The sequence below is a fragment of the Ferroplasma sp. Type II genome, assembly GCF_000496155.1.
On sequence record NZ_KI542697.1, the window covers coordinates 51,282 to 67,071 of the forward strand.

Here is a 15,790-nt window from a genome sequence, read left to right on the forward strand (position 1 = left end):
CAATAAACATAAAATATCTTTGTGATATTATAAAGAATCATGATCAATCTTGATTACTCTAATGATGTTTACAGACCGGCAGAGGATACTTACCTTATTCTGGATAATGTAAAATGTGGAAAAGATGTCCTGGAAATGGGTTCTGGCTCAGGATTAATAGCTATAACGCTGGCAAGCCAGGGGCATAATGTCACTGCAGCCGATATTTCACCAAAGGCAGTAGGACTGATATGGCACAATGCAACCATCAATAATGTGCATTTAGATATAGTTATGTCGGATCTGTTCGAAAACGTACATGGAAAATATGATACCATAATATTTAACCCCCCATATCTTCCTGTTGAGGGAGAAAGTCCACAGTGGTCAGGTGGAAAGGATGGTTTTGCCGTAACAGGGAGATTTCTGGAAACTGCCCATGAATACCTGAACCCCGGAGGCAATATCTACATAGTACTTTCTGATTTGACGGATATGGAATCATTTATAAAGAAAAACACAAACTATGAATTCATTAAAATTAAATCGTTGAGTTTTGATTTCGAGGCCATAGTGCTTTTTGAACTAAAAGTGAGAAAATGACAATACAGGAAAGAATAAAGGAAATAGAGGACGAAATAAAGAAAACACAGAAAAATAAGGCCACCGAAAAGCATATAGGGTTGCTTAAGGCCAGAATGTCAAAACTGGAACTGGAAGAGGAATCCCACAAAAAATCTGGTGGCTATGGTTTCTCGGTTTCCAAAAGTGGAGACGCCACCATGGCTCTGGTCGGATACCCCAATGTGGGTAAGAGTTCACTTCTGAACGCACTTACGAATAAAAAAAGTACCGTGGGAAATTTCGAATTCACAACACTTACCGTTATACCTGGAACATTAAACTACAACGGGGCACAGATACAGATACTGGATCTTCCAGGAATTATAGACAATGCTGCCCTGGGTGCCGGCCGGGGAAGGGAGATCATAAGTACCATAAGAAATGTCGATCTTATCGTACTGGTTACTGACATACAATTGAAGGGACTTGAGAGAATAGTTGCAGAGCTTTACAAAGCAGGAATAGTACTCAACAGAAAAAGAAAGGATATATCATTTAAGCGTAGTAATTATGGTGGATTGAAAATTCATAAACCCAGAAATGTTGAAATAAACAATGAAGATATACGGGATATTGCCAAGGAGTTTAAGGTAGTCAACGGCGATATTTATATCCGGGAAAATGTTGGAATGGATGATCTTATAGATTTTTTCAAGGGAAACATAGTTTATATAAAATCCTTTATGGTTGTAAATAAAATAGATATGCCACATGATGAGGATAAATTGAAGAAGAAGCTAAAGAACTTCGGTAATTACATAGAAGTTTCGGCTGAAACAGGATATAATCTGGAGACTATGAAGAATATGATTTATAAATCCCTTGATATGGTAAGAGTATACATGAGAAACAAGGCAGGGGAGGTGGACTACGATAGACCCCTTATACTGAGTGAGGGTGCAACAATAAGGGATGTCTGCCGAAAGATTAGCAGGGAAATGATCTCTACATTTAGATATGCAATTATAACTGGGCCCTCAAGAAAAATAGAGGCGCGGGTTGGTCTGGAATATAAGATAAACGACGAAGACGTTGTAACAATAATAAGCAGGTACTAATAGCACATCTTTTCAGGATAAAGTCAGTGCACCTTCTCAACACTCTTAATGATTGTTTTTATTGTATATTATATCTCCGTAATCCCTCTATGTACGTACTCAAAAACTCTTTATACATGGTAACGTTTTAGTTTAAATGAGTATAGATAATGGGCTTTACAATGTCACGCAGGCATATAATCTGGGGCATCTAAAAATAGCAAATCATGGATTCATTGCAAATAGTAGAACAGCGGGACTTATAGGAATAGATGGAACCATAGACTGGGCATGTTTGCCAGACTTTAATTCTAACCCTGTTTTTGATGCCATACTTGACTCACAAAATGGAGGTTATTTTAAAATTAAACCCATTATGGAATGCTACGTTAAACAATTTTATGAGGAGTACACTAATGTATTGATTACAGAATTTATAAAGGATGATCAGGTCATTCTCAGGCTTACAGATTTCTTCCCGATTTCGGAGTCCGGAACAATAAATTTCCCTGAAATACATAGATTTATAGAAGCACCAAGTTCTGATGTTGAGGTATCTATAGATTTAAAACCAAATTTTAATTTTGGGGCAGGCCAGAAAAAAATAACAGGAAATAGTTATGGATACCTTTTTTCTTCGGAAGATCAAACACTTGGCATTTCTACTAATATTAAATTAATTAAGGGAAGGGGAAATGTCTATAATAACATTATTTTGAAGAAAGATACATCCGAATGGATAGTTATACAGAGTGGAGTAAGGCAGATAGGAAATGTAAAACAATACAGATCAGCCAACAGATTGGAAGAAACTAGGAGATACTGGAAATCATGGTCCGAGAAAATAAATTATAACGGCATGTATCGTGATTATGTTATAAGATCGGCAGTTACATTAAAGGGGCTTTTCCATGGCCCTACAGGAATGATGGTAGCAGCCCCAACAACAAGCCTTCCCGAGGTAATAGGTGGTGAAAGAAACTGGGATTATAGACATACATGGATCAGGGATACTGCCTACGTTATAGAAGCCTTTTCTTTCATTGGTTTGACCGAGGAATCTGCAAAATTCCTATATAATATAATGGCAATAATTCAGCGGGATAAAAAGTTAAAAACAATTTATACCATAAACGGCGATGGCAACTTAAATGAGGAAATAGTAAATCTTTCAGGGCATATGGCCTCCCTTCCGGTCAGAAATGGGAACAAGGCGTCGGACCAGCTTCAAATAGATCAATACGGATCCTTAGTAAGCGCTGTATTCAGATTTCAGGAAGCAGGCGGCCTTGTAAGTACACAGCTCTGGGATTTTGTAATTCAACTTCTGGACACACTTAAGGATTTATGGAAATTGCCTGATTCAAGCATTTGGGAAATTAGATCAGAACCAAAGCATTATCTATATTCCAAATTTATATCATGGGCGGCATTTGACAGAGCAATTAAAATGGGCAAAGCACTTGACTATCATGCACCGTACAGTAAATGGCGCAGCATAGAAAATGAAATAAAAAAAGACATACTTGAGAAGGGATATAACTCCACCATTGGTGCATTCACCCAATATTATGGTAGCGATGAAGTCGATGCATCAGTGTTGAGAATGCCCTTAACCGGCTTTATTAAGGCTACCGATCCTCGATTCATATCCACTATCGCAAAAGTTGAGAAGGATCTCAAGAACCCATGTGGGCTATTTAGACGATATATTATTGATGATTATCTTCAGGGGAAGGACAATGCTTTCTTACTCATGTCCTTCTGGTATGTGGAAGATTTGATACTGTTAGGGCGTATAAATGAAGCTAAAGAGACATTTGAAAATATGTTGAAACACTCTAATCATTTGATGCTTTTCTCGGAGGAAATAGACTTTAATGACTGTAATGAGCTACTGGGCAATTTTCCCCAGGCTATCACCCATCTGGGCGTTATAAGGGCAGCAATAAAATTGAATAGAGTTTTAGGTAAAAGCTCAGAGTAATTCTACTTCCCCAATAGTCATTATACAGGAATATAATATTCAGTACCGTACGGAAAAGTCTCGAAATTTTACATTATAAATATTAGAAAAAAAATTTGTAGTTTTTATTTTAAAAACAGATTAAAATTATAAAAAATTATTTTAGACTATTATGGGTTTATACATTCCTTTTTCATAGTCATGTGCAACCGTTAAGTTGTAATTGGCGACCAGATAATTGAACATCTGTGAATTAACCGAATTCAATGCGCTGGATATTGTGGTGTAATTCTGTGAATGCCCATCAAGTATAAGGCTTGTCCAAACATTATCCATTAGTGTCTGCCAGTGTCCTATCCATGGTACTGGGTCCCTGATAAATACGCCTTCACTTAATGCCTTTATTGATACATTCAATACGGAATTACTCCCACTTATCTGTGTGGTGTTCATTCCGACCGTTTTAAGATCTACCGATCCTGGCCACTGATAATCCATCATTGTATATTTATTTGCAGCCAGCCCTTTATAGGATGCCCAATATGATGTTTTATACTCCGGACTGAAATATTTGCTTAAGTTGTATACATAATACATCGCACTCACATCGTGTGTTGAATTAAACATCACAGGATTGCCACCAAACTGTACAAACAGTTGATATAACTCCGTTGCAGTACTTGCACCGCCATGTCCCTGGAAGTTGATCATGCCCCGGTGATACTTATTGAAAAGAGTCTTTGCATCACTGAGAAGAGCAGTATAATTTTGCGGCTCCTTGCTTATCCCTGCAGCCTTTAAAGCCGTTTGGTCTATCCATACCAATGGTGTATTTATTATCTGTGTTATAAAAGGTATGCTGCCTGCAAATACTGTGCTCGTATAGTTTGTTAGCTTTACTATGGATGGTATTACGTGTGCTGGCATTACACTTTGTGCATTTAAAGTGCCATTGTAGTTCATGTTAGCGAGAAAATGATGATAGGCAAGAACTCCGATGTCAAGATTATCTATGCTCACTACTATAGGGGTTGTCGTCTTAGCACCAATATCACTTTCAACTCCAGTAATTATGCTTGTAGCAACCTCATCTTTGGATGTGACTTTTATATTCGTATAATGGCTATTGAAGGCGTTGACCATACTCTTTGTAAATGTGTAATCCGATGGTGATATGCTAGTGAAATATGTTATATCTACCGTTGTACTCCCTTTATATAGATCTGCTGGCATCACACTTGTGTTATGTGAGCTTATTGGTATAAATCCTGTAGCTTTCTCACATGCAAACTGTACTGGAGGAGACAACATATAGGATATAAACGTATCCATTGCCGCTACCTTACTTCCAGATAGCCCTGTTGTATTTGCCTCACCAATAACACATCCCCCTAGTAGATGATCTGAGTTAGCCGGCCCACTTGGTCCAGGATACACTTCCAGTGTTTGTACTGGAGCTGGTTTTGGTAATACATACGGTAACATTTCGTAGATTACCACACCAATAACCACCACTGCAATTGCTATTGCAATAACCTTAACCAAAAGATTCTTCTTTGGTTTTTTCAATCCTTCTTCTGGGTTTTTCATACTACCGTATTTAATAGGATGTATATAAATTTTATTATTAAACCTAAATTTTTGCGTTAAGTATATTAACTCTTCTAAACTTAACACTTTTAATATTTATAGTATATCTATATCTATCTATTAATTAGGGGTCGTCCGATTTTTGTGCGGGTTGTTCCAAGGATATGGAATTTAAATAATCATAATACCTAAAGTTTTGTGTTAATTATATTCATCATTCAGAATTTAATTCTTTAAATTTACCCATAAGGACTCTTGTTGACCTGTATGGATTCGTGAGTGATTTCTTTACAGGTTGAATGAAAGAATCGCCGTATTTCTTGAAACCCATAAACAGGGATTTAAGTATCTCAAAGGATATCCAGCTTTTCCTCTTGCCCATATTGTCACGAATGCCTGGATATCTGTTTATGTATCTTATGCTTGCGATTTCGAGGAGAACCCTTCCGGAAACCATGAGACGGAGGTACAATTCTGTCTTGCATAGTTTCCTGAGGAAGATGCTCTCTAACCCGTCTTGCTGAAGACCCATGTGCCTAACTTCAATAGATATATTATATTTCCCAACTTTATTATAAATAGGGAATAGGCATTCAAGGATATTATGGTCGTCAGTCGGGAAGATGTTCTCACTGAAATACTATTGAATAAATAATATTTCAATAAATACTATATTTTTTATACATATCTGCTCATGGAAATTTCTAACCATATGGAAAAATGAATTGCATATGATTATAATGAAATATGGTACATCTAAAACAATACATTCAGAAAGTAGAGAACTTGGGTAAAAAGATCATAAAAAAGTGAAATATTGGTTAAGCCCCTTATAACAAATGAAGGGGTAATATCCAAATCTTCAGTGAGGAGGGGACGATGACAGCATCAGGATATAAAGTAGAGATAATAGGACGAAACAAAAATTAAAATTTGTACGAAAAAAGTAAAAAATAGACCGTATTCGTATTTTCCTCCTAATTTGCATAAATATTCAGAAATTAAATTAAAAATAGCAAAGTTTTATGTATAAACTAACCAAATATTCAATAATAATAAAAATTATCGACAGAAATACTTATAAATAGATTATTGTCATAATACAAATGTTTAAATATAACATTTCAATAAATAATTCCTGATGTACGTAAAAAAATATAGAAACTATAAATATTTGCTCTTCGTTCTTCCGGCCTTAGCATACGTAGCAATTTTATCCTTTTTTCCTGCCGCATCCGTAGTATTTTTTAGCTTTAAATCATCAAGGGGGGTTTATTCTTTATCAAACTATACTGCCATAGTTCAAGCAGGCCTTCTTAACTCGATAATTCATACTGTGATTGTTAGTTTCGGCGCTTTATTAATTCAGCTCTTTTTTGCTATGCTTATAGCTAACATTTTAATTAAATCCTTAAAGGGGAACAAATTTTTCTCTACAGTGTTTATAATACCATATGGTGTTGCCACAGTTGTTTCCGCTTTTATTTTTGCGCTTATTTTTAGTCCCGTAGGAGGATTCGCAAACTCAACTCTGCATTCATTAGGCATTCAAGATGTTAACTGGTATTCCAACATTTATTCATCTATGGGCGTTGTGATGTTTGCAGATTTTTGGAAGAATACGCCGTTGGTAGCTTTAATATTGCTTGGTGGACTTTCTAGTATACCCCCTTCAATGAATGAGGCCGCCAGCGTCGATGGGGCTGGCCCTTTAAGAAGATTTATCTATATAACACTTCCAAATCTGGCGCCCTTTATTGCAATAGCTCTTTTAATAAGGGGCGTTAGTGAATTTAATATATTCGCTTTACCATTAATATTAATAGGCTATCACCCATCTTTAATAAATACGCTTGTGTATGAATATTTTAACTCTATATCTTCAGTTGGTTACTCATACGCTGCTGCTACGGTGCTTTTGCTAATAATTTTGGTTTTTGCATTTGTAATAATAAAATTCGGAGGGACGGCACAATATGAAAAATAAAAATATATCATCTTATATAATGGCTATAATACTTGCTCTGGTATTCATTTATCCACTCTACATTCTAATACTTATTGCCTTTGAACCGATAAGCCTCACATTTGATAGAGTACATCCATATCAGTTGCCATTTGTATTCACCTTAGCCAATATTGAATCAGCTTTAAAGAATCTATCCTTAATTAGGCCTGTTATAAGAAGCGTTATCGTTGCATTTACTGTGGGGTTTCTCGCTCTTGTGCTGGCAACACCTGCAGGTTACGGATTAAATAAACTTGCTGCAAGATTTTCAAATAGGATAATTATGTTGTTATTCGTTGTTAATATGATGCCGGCGATAGTTATAGCAATACCAATTTCAGTTTATTTCATCAGAATAGGCCTTTACAATAATATATTTGGAATTGCATTAGCGCAGGAACTTGTAGTTTTACCTATCTCCGTTTTTATAATGCTGGGCGGGTTCAGAGCATTGCCACGGGATCTGGAGAATCAGGCATTTATTGATGGTGCGTCAATGTTCTCCTCTTTCAAGAATGTTATTATGCCATTAATACGGGTCCCGTTGCTAATTTCATTTTTACTGGCGTGGATGACTTCATGGGATGAATTTACATATGCAGTTATAATCTCACCATTGAACCCCACATTCCCGGTGAGCCTTTATAATTATGTTAGCAGAGGGGAGCCCTTTATAGCATCAAGTTTCGCTTTATTAGTGACAATACCTGTTATTGCCATAGTGGTTATATTACAGAAATATTTGAAAGGGGAATACCTGACTGGAGGAATGAAAGCATGAGTTATAAAATGGAATTGATAGACCTAGAAAAATCGTATTCGAATGTTAGAGTTTTAAACAAACTCAATTTAAAAGTTGAAAGTGGAGAATTTCTCGTTGTTCTCGGGCCATCTGGAGAGGGAAAATCAACGTTATTACGGACTATTGTGGGTATAGAGCCACCTGATGCTGGCAAAATTATCGTCAACGGTGAAGATGTTACGTACAAGCCCCCTAATAAACGAAATATCTCTATGGTTTTCCAGAATTATGCCCTATATCCAAATATGACAACATATGAGAATATAGCATTTCCTTTAAAAATGGCAAGAATCAAGAAAGCTGAAATCGATACTAAAGTAAGAAGTGTTGCGAAGTTATTAAAAATAGAAGAACAGTTACAAATGAATGTGACCAGATTAAGTGGTGGCCAGCAGCAGAGGGTGGCTATAGCGAGGGCGTTGGTGAGAGATCCTGCATTATTCCTTCTGGACGAACCCTTAAGCAACCTTGACGCTAGGGTTAGATACACTTCAAGGCAGGAATTAAAAAGGCTTCAAAAGGAACTTAACCACACATTTGTTTATGTAACCCATGACCAAATAGAAGCATCAAATCTGGCTGATAGAGTTGCAGTACTGCACAATGGCATTATAGAGCAGGTGGGTACATATGAAGAATTATATGAAAAACCAGCGACACAGTGGATAGGTGATTTTATTGGTGCATACCCAATGAATTTCATACCGGGAGAAACCATTGGTTATCCAGATAAGGTTATAGGCTTTAGATCAAGATGGGTAAAAAGTGGAGATGATATCACCGCAAAAGTAAATCTGGTAGAGAATTCGGAAGGCTATTATTTTGTGCATTGCCGTATGGGCACAACTGATATAGTAATAAGAACGGATAAAAAATATGCAGTTAATGATGATATATCCTTTGGTTTAGAAAGGTTCAATATATACGATAATGGAGTTTTGGAGGAAGCAAAATATTCTAAAGACGCAAGTAGTTCAGAGGTATTCGATAACCAGAACTAAAATTTATCATCCAGAATACTCAGAAATGCACCCACTGTCCATGCCTGAGGTGAACAGGGTTTATTAATCAAATTATCTGGATTAATAATATTATCGTCAACATCAACGGAATAATACTCATATGGATTTTTTAATGTTATTATGGCATCAATCAAATGTGATCTCAATAGATCCGCTTCCTTAGTAAAACCAGACGACTTCAACCCCTTAAGTATAATCCAATTATCATTAGGCCAAATACTCCCTGATTGATACTGGCATGGATTAAATTTGCTACTATGCGATGATAATGTCCTTATGCCATATGGTGTCATCATATCATCCTCAAATATTCTTTTTACTATACTTTCTTTTTTAACTCTTTCCGGCAATCCAGTAAACAGAAGGTGCCCTGCATTTGAAGTGATTAATTGGATATGTTCTTTCTCTCCCATCGTTTATGGATATTGCCGGTGAATAGTAATTCTCCTCGCCCATCCAAAAATATTTATCTAGATTTTTCTTTAAAAAGTGTAATTTATCCCCTATCTGATTATAAAACAGATTTTCTGGGAATAATTTATTGTATTTTTCTAATGCCTCATACATATATCCCTGTATTTCAATTAGTGCTATATCCCCTGATAAACCATTATAAACTTCCCAGGCACCATCCATCCATCCCTGTGAAGCCAATTTTCCCTGAGTTTCAGTTATATTATATGTTAAAAATTCATTTTTTTCTGATTTATTAAGTAACCATTTTATTGCATTTTCCAATGAAACTTTAATTGAGTTTAAGAATCCCATATCACTGTATCCCGTTAAATAAAATTCACATGCTATAATAAATAATAAAGTACTATCTATTGAATAATACATAGGAATTCCTGATTTTACCCATTCTTCCTTATTTGCATTATTTTTAAAAGAATTTTTTTCTGCGATCTCATGAAGGATTTTACCTGGCTCCTCACCAGTATTGTTATTATATTGAGTTCCCTGTTTTTTAGATAAGGCGATTAGTGTATTTTTAAGTATTTGCGGATATAGATAAGACAATTCCATGGATGATATTAGGGAATCCCTTCCAAAAAGTTCCATAAATCTGGGAAAACCAGCGTAGAGAAAACCATCCTTTGATTTTAATGTCTCTATATCATTTATAAGAGAATCTCTTACATATTCAAAATTATCAGTCATATATAGCCATATAAAATTCATATTTAACATTTGCAAATACCAGAAAAAATACAGATTGCCAGCAAATAATAAAATTCCGACCTGCATGGAAGTCGGAATAACCAATATTCAATTTTTCTGAGATTTATCAGATTCAGCCTTTTCTATCTTTTCCGGGTTGAATGAAAATCTTCCATTGTTATATACATATGCATACATTATCATAAGCAGCAGGAATATTATTCCACCTATGATGCTAAGCCAGAAGTTTGCTATTTGCATTGAATTTGTGGAGGCGAATACTGTAATGGGGAATGCACCTCCAGCAATTCTGGTAATAGGCAATTCAAGGAATAGTACTGCTATTACCATGGCAAGAAACCAGAAAGGTTTATACGATGCAAACTGTGTTGTGGGCTTATACATATATAACAAGGGCACTGCCAGAGTTATTATCACCGGTAAAATCATGTAGTCACCAATGAATTTTGCACCCGCTAAGGTGGCTACAACATTCCAGGCATTCACGCTCAGGAACAGTCCAAATATTATGGTAAGCAGTGGAACATAGCTTGTCCGTTTTGCTGTTCTATAGAATACCTGTGACATTCCAAAAGCTATGAACAATGCGCCAAACAGAAATTCCCAGTAAACCGCTGAATATATAGGTGCTGTCAGCAATGCCCAGTAGTCAATATATGACTTTGAAAGGTTGGGAAGGTTAATATGTAGCAGGGGTGGAAGTGAGGGGATTGCGGTAGACACACTGTTGCCCACTAATAATGCCGCAATTGCCGTAACAAAACCTATTACCATGAGGAACGTAGCTCCTGAGTAAAACATCATGAGTGGTTTGCTGTCAACCTTCTTCCAGATAAATTCCGCATATATTATAGCGACATTTCTCAGTATGAGCAAAACCACAAAAGTTCCGATAACCGGAATAAATAGATATGAGGCTATTGGTATTATCCCAGAATATATAAGTTCAAGCTCCACTACAAAGAAGACTATCATTGTTCCGGTAATCTCCCATATGGGAACTATATGTTTCAATACTACAGTTTTATGCTTCTCATAGTTGCTGAATATGGGAAATATGGCTATGAATTCAGAAAACAGGAACGCAACCATTGCCGCAATGACTATCTTTAAAACCACGCCGTTTGCATCAAGATATGAAAAAGACATTTATCTCGCCCCCGCATTTACACTATTTGTGTCTTTACCTGTTTCAGGAATATTCAGCTCTCTTTCCGCCTTTCTGAGGTCTTCATCCAGATTTGAAAGGTTTAATACCTTTGCATTGAAGTAGAAGGTAAAGGGTATCAGTATCAGGTAGAACAGTATGACAACTATTCCTATATACCATACTATTGGAGAGTACGATGCTGCCTGGGCTATTGACATTACGCCGTAATGACCTGCTATGATGGGCTGCCCTGCGGAATTATAGGGCATTAGTAAAATATAGGGAACCCTGGCCACTTCAGCAGTGTACCAGCCATCTTCCATTGTGAACATTCCAAGGAATCCTAGGGCTATAAATCCATATAGAACCCATTTTATTTTGAATATATCCTTTTTTATTATCTTCAGTATAAGTATTCCCAGCCAGAATAATCCCATCAGCACACCGAATCCTACCATAAGGTCCAGTGTATCATGGACAACTGAAGGTGCCCATACTGATGAGGGATAGGATGACAAGCCGGGGATATATCCAACGTTTCCTTTGGTGAATGGATAAGCGAGAAGCGATTGTACACCTGCAAGTGGAATAAAACCAACGGATTTGCCATTAGAGATGAATCCGAATATGTGCTCTGGTGCTCCAGACATGACGGGGTGCATATTAAGCTCAAGGATTGCATATTTTAATGGTTCAAGGGTAAGCAACGTTGACAGTTCTATGGATCCGCTTATTCCTATGAATATTATATCTATAATTCCTATTACTGAAAGTATTTGCATGGCGTATTTGTCTATTTTCTTTTCATCTTCATTTTTTGATTTCAGATATTTGTATGCAAAATATGCCAGAAGTGCCATTGAACCTGCAAAATACATTGCCATGAACATATGGAACAGTTCCGGCCCTGTAGATGGTTCATAGAAAACCTTTAATGGGTTTACCCCTGTGATAACACTTCCCCCACTGCTAATGTATTTCCCGATGTTGAATGAGCCTGTAGGTGTATTCATCCATGCGTTGACGTTGGTGATAAGCCAGGCAGAAGCGCCTGTTCCAAATAGAACTCCCCAGCTGACCAGCCAGTGGTTCCACCTGTTTTTGAAGTTATCCCAGAAATAGACATATACCATAAGGGTTACAGATTCTACCAGAAAGGCAAAAACTTCGGCATAGAAACTCATCATGGCTACCGCACCAACAAGTTTCATAAAACCTGGCCAGAAAAGCATCAGTTCAACTGCCATAAATACGCCCGAGGCAGTTCCAATGGCAAAATTGATCACGAGTGCTATGCTCAGCTTATGTGCTAGGGCTTCATAATATTTATTTTTCTTTTTCAGTGCTATATACTCTGATATAGTTATCAAAAGTGCCATTGCCAGTGTGATGGCAACTATCAAAATATGTGCAGAGATTGTATAAGCAAACATTGCACTATCCCAAACTGGATATGATATTCCCATTATTATCAATAGATAATTTCTAACAACTATTAAATTTTCACTTATCACTTACTCTTTCGAAAGAATTTCAATTAATTTCTGTTTAGATTGATAGGAAGTGGCTTTTTCTTATGCTCTTTTCTTAATATTTTTCCCTTTTCTGTCGCTTTCTTGATAGCTCACGCTATTATCCCCTTATTTTTCATCCTTATCACGCAGATCATGTTATGGCCAAGGCACATGAACATGTTCTTGACCCTCACTCTGGGAACTGTTGTAACGAATACGTGACCTCCATGGAATATTCCCTTTATAACAGAATACGGTCTCTCACCCCTGGATCTTTTCCTTGTTATCCTGAGATTCCTGCGGATGCTTTCCACTGGCAGCTTGTGTCCCCTGGCAGCCTTATCCATGGCTGCATCTATTCCCCTTCCTTCAACGCCAAAGTAACCCTTGTCCTTGTAATTCACGATGCCAGGAATGGATAGATCGATCTGCGAGTCATGCACTGATGCAGTGGTCGTTGCATAGTTCAGTATCATGTCATTGTCTGAATCCTGTATTGTGTGGAGCTTGTACCCGAAATGGGATCTTTTGTTCTTCACTGTCCAGGTACCGTCCTTGGATCTCCTTGTCTTTGCGTTCTTCCGCTCCTCCTCCCTTGCCTTCTTCTTTTGTTCAATCTCAATTTTCCTTGCAGTCTTTGCCTCCCTCTTTGATGTTTTCTCTTCATTATGATCCGATTCTGAAGGTTCCTTCACCGGGTTCTGATCCAAATAGATTGGTATTGTTCCGTCACCTTTCCTGTGCTTTCCATGGCCTGGATCCGATTCGATGAAAGTGGCGTCCTGAATTGTACCTTTCTTTACTGTAATGCCCTTCTCTTTGAACTGTTTCCATATCTCCTTCCAGATCTTCTTGTCCTTGTGATTATTGGAGAGCCTTTCGCGAAAGAGCCATATGGTTCTTGCATCCGGTACCGATTCAGGATAATCCAGGAAGTTCATGAAATCCAGGCGATTGTGTATCTCCTTCTCAATGGACTCATCAACTATGCCATATATGGACTGAAGGAATAGTATCTTGACCATGAGTATGGGATCATAATTTGACCTTCCACCCTTCTCTGTGTTATTAATATATAAGTCATTGAGTAAAGGCCTGATCCTTTCCCACTCTATGACAGTCTTCATGTCGGAAAGCCTGTCGCCGAATCTTTTCAACTGATCATATTTCTCCCGGAGACCGTAATTCATTATGTCCATGCATATTGATCGCGATTGCATGAATAAAGGTTTCGCTTGCAAACGTAGTAAATTATGGGATAAACTGAATATTTTAAATAAACGTGGTTGAAGAGATGAAATGAAAATCACATTCATAGGATAATAAAGAGAGGGGTTATTAGAAAATCTCAATAAAATATTTAACATTAATATTTAATTGCACCACTTAACATATAAAGTATTTTTATGTGCATATGTGGCAAATATTTAAAGCAGTTTGTAATTGTCATATGTTGGGTAAAATAAACAGGGGAATAGAGGTATGGATTATATTCAAACGGACGGATTGTGAGGTTACAAATTATACATTTGATAATTTTAAGGGAACAACCGTAGAAAGATTGAAAATTGATGGAACCACCACAACTCACAGGATAACCTTTAATTCAATTGAAGATACTGATAGGGGCCTTCAGGACATTAAAAATATTGCCAACGATACTTTGAAAACGGGGAATAAAACAATATGGGCTAAGGCTTCATGTTGCAGTGTATGTTCCATTATAGGTTCTTCATATTCCGTAATATTAAGCAGCAAGGCATTGAACCACACAACTCTGAGCTACCGGTTGCTGTTTCCAAATTATTCCAAATTAATGGAACTTAAGCATAGCCTGGAAGAGAACAACATTGAATATTCTATTTCAGATATATCATTTAAGGAGACTCCAGAGCTGACTCAGAGGGAAACAGAAATTATTGTAAAATTATATGAAAATGGATATTTTGACCCAGACAGGAAGCTTACAATGACACAGATAGCAGAACAGCTAGATATTTCACCTGCGGCATTGTCTGAAATACTAAGAAAAACTCTCAGGAAAATGGTCAAAGACTATATAGAAAATAAATTATAGGGAAAAAATTTTATTGAAATGTACCATTATATACTATGGCTGCAATTAAATATGTATTTTATGGCACTGTACAGGGAATAGGCTTCAGAGCTCATATAAAAAAGAAAGCGCTGGATTTGGGAGTCAGTGGCTGGGTAAAAAATATGCCTGACGGATCAGTTTCGGCTGTATTCTCTGGAGATCAGGAAATGATTTCCATTCTTGAGGGATATTGCAGAAAAATACCGTCTGCGGAGATATCATCTGTTGAATCAGAGCCCGTCGAGGATTCTGATTTTAATGGTTTTGAAATAATACGTGATTAATGTTTATCACACTATGCGGTATTTATATCCCAGTTTATTAAGATTTGCCAGCAATTCTTCTATTCTGGTCCTGTCAAGAATATTTATGGTAAACAGAAGGTACTGGTATCCTATTGGCGTGCCCTTGTTTAAATTGTCAACTTCCGCATGGTATATGTTTGCTCCCTGAAGATGATATTGCATTTACAATTTTTTCCATTGTACCTGGATGATCGGGCAGATTAAACTCAAGCCGCAGTAACTTATCCTCCATTTCCAGTGCCCTGTATATTATATTGGACAGCAACAGAAAATTTACATTTCCACCTGACAGTATAATAACAACCTTTTTGCCCTTCACATCTATTTTATTTTCAAACAGTGCTGCAAGTCCAGCTGCCCCTGAAGGCTCTACTAGCACCTTTTCACGTTCAAGCAGTTTGAAAAGCGCATATGCAATGTTTTCATCTGAAACGGTTACAATATCGTCCACATATTTTTTTACCAGTTCAAATGTTATGTTTCCAGGATATTTTACGGCTATTCCATCTGCAA

At 36.9% G+C, this 15,790-nt stretch carries 16 protein-coding genes; 8 read left to right on the plus strand and 8 right to left on the minus strand.

Features of this window, described 5'->3' with window-relative positions:
• The first annotated feature begins 39 nt into the window (after positions 1-39).
• The 3 genes from AMDU4_RS03180 (at position 40) to AMDU4_RS03190 (ending at position 3,627) form a co-directional block, all read left to right on the plus strand.
• A complete protein-coding gene (locus tag AMDU4_RS03180) occupies positions 40-582 on the plus strand; it encodes a HemK2/MTQ2 family protein methyltransferase (RefSeq protein WP_021786542.1) in 543 nt (180 codons plus the stop codon).
• Complete coding sequence (locus AMDU4_RS03185) at positions 579-1,661, plus strand: GTP-binding protein (protein ID WP_021786543.1); 1,083 nt, start codon at positions 579-581, stop codon at positions 1,659-1,661. The genes AMDU4_RS03180 and AMDU4_RS03185 overlap by 4 nt, the downstream gene beginning before the upstream one ends.
• Positions 1,662-1,797: 136 nt before the next feature.
• Positions 1,798-3,627: a glycoside hydrolase family 15 protein gene (locus AMDU4_RS03190; protein WP_021786544.1), complete on the plus strand. Its 1,830-nt coding sequence runs from the start codon at positions 1,798-1,800 to the stop codon at positions 3,625-3,627.
• A gap of 141 nt (positions 3,628-3,768) precedes the next feature.
• On the opposite strand, the gene AMDU4_RS03195 is transcribed toward AMDU4_RS03190, so the two are convergent.
• Together AMDU4_RS03195 and AMDU4_RS03200 are read right to left on the minus strand one after the other, a co-directional pair.
• Positions 3,769-5,196: a hypothetical protein gene (locus tag AMDU4_RS03195; RefSeq protein WP_290704037.1), complete on the minus strand. Its 1,428-nt coding sequence runs from the start codon at positions 5,194-5,196 to the stop codon at positions 3,769-3,771.
• A gap of 214 nt (positions 5,197-5,410) precedes the next feature.
• Positions 5,411-5,728 carry a hypothetical protein gene (locus AMDU4_RS03200; protein ID WP_290704040.1) on the minus strand — a complete coding sequence of 106 codons (318 nt, stop codon included), beginning with the start codon at positions 5,726-5,728 and terminating at the stop codon, positions 5,411-5,413.
• Positions 5,729-6,337: 609 nt separating this feature from the next.
• On the opposite strand from AMDU4_RS03200, the gene AMDU4_RS03205 reads away from it, so the two are divergent.
• From AMDU4_RS03205 to AMDU4_RS03215, 3 genes are read left to right on the plus strand one after another with little or no spacing between them, the layout of a single operon-like run.
• Positions 6,338-7,183: a carbohydrate ABC transporter permease gene (locus AMDU4_RS03205; protein WP_021786547.1), complete on the plus strand. Its 846-nt coding sequence runs from the start codon at positions 6,338-6,340 to the stop codon at positions 7,181-7,183.
• A complete protein-coding gene (locus tag AMDU4_RS03210; protein ID WP_021786548.1) occupies positions 7,173-7,985 on the plus strand; it encodes a carbohydrate ABC transporter permease in 813 nt (270 codons plus the stop codon). Before AMDU4_RS03205 ends, AMDU4_RS03210 begins: the two co-directional genes overlap by 11 nt.
• Complete coding sequence (locus tag AMDU4_RS03215) at positions 7,982-9,007, plus strand: ABC transporter ATP-binding protein (protein WP_021786549.1); 1,026 nt, start codon at positions 7,982-7,984, stop codon at positions 9,005-9,007. The genes AMDU4_RS03210 and AMDU4_RS03215 overlap by 4 nt, the downstream gene beginning before the upstream one ends.
• On the opposite strand, the gene AMDU4_RS03220 is transcribed toward AMDU4_RS03215, so the two are convergent.
• From AMDU4_RS03220 to AMDU4_RS03240, 5 genes are all read right to left on the minus strand, one after another.
• The gene (locus tag AMDU4_RS03220; RefSeq protein WP_394324938.1) at positions 9,004-9,441 is read right to left on the minus strand and encodes a hypothetical protein; all 438 of its coding nucleotides are present in this window, start codon (positions 9,439-9,441) and stop codon (positions 9,004-9,006) included. The genes AMDU4_RS03215 and AMDU4_RS03220 overlap by 4 nt on opposite strands.
• Entirely contained in the window at positions 9,362-10,189 is an 828-nt protein-coding gene (locus tag AMDU4_RS03225) for an amylo-alpha-1,6-glucosidase (protein WP_290704045.1), read from the minus strand. Before AMDU4_RS03225 ends, AMDU4_RS03220 begins: the two co-directional genes overlap by 80 nt.
• Positions 10,190-10,297: 108 nt before the next feature.
• Positions 10,298-11,359, minus strand: coding sequence for a hypothetical protein (locus tag AMDU4_RS03230; protein WP_021786552.1), 1,062 nt, complete (start codon positions 11,357-11,359; stop codon positions 10,298-10,300).
• Positions 11,360-12,874, minus strand: coding sequence for a cytochrome ubiquinol oxidase subunit I (locus tag AMDU4_RS03235; protein ID WP_021786553.1), 1,515 nt, complete (start codon positions 12,872-12,874; stop codon positions 11,360-11,362). It lies immediately after the preceding gene.
• A gap of 110 nt (positions 12,875-12,984) precedes the next feature.
• Positions 12,985-14,073 carry an IS5 family transposase gene (locus tag AMDU4_RS03240; RefSeq protein WP_021787236.1) on the minus strand — a complete coding sequence of 363 codons (1,089 nt, stop codon included), beginning with the start codon at positions 14,071-14,073 and terminating at the stop codon, positions 12,985-12,987.
• 251 nt (positions 14,074-14,324) lie between these two features.
• Between AMDU4_RS03240 and AMDU4_RS03245 the strand changes: the two genes are divergently transcribed.
• Both AMDU4_RS03245 and AMDU4_RS03250 read left to right on the plus strand, forming a co-directional pair.
• Positions 14,325-14,951: a helix-turn-helix domain-containing protein gene (locus tag AMDU4_RS03245; RefSeq protein WP_290704048.1), complete on the plus strand. Its 627-nt coding sequence runs from the start codon at positions 14,325-14,327 to the stop codon at positions 14,949-14,951.
• Between the two features lie 35 nt (positions 14,952-14,986).
• Positions 14,987-15,256, plus strand: coding sequence for an acylphosphatase (locus AMDU4_RS03250; RefSeq protein WP_021786556.1), 270 nt, complete (start codon positions 14,987-14,989; stop codon positions 15,254-15,256).
• Between the two features lie 136 nt (positions 15,257-15,392).
• Here AMDU4_RS03250 and AMDU4_RS03255 read toward each other — a convergent pair.
• A partial coding sequence (locus AMDU4_RS03255) for a pyridoxal-phosphate dependent enzyme (protein ID WP_021786557.1) occupies positions 15,393-15,790 on the minus strand: 398 nt, incomplete at its 5' end.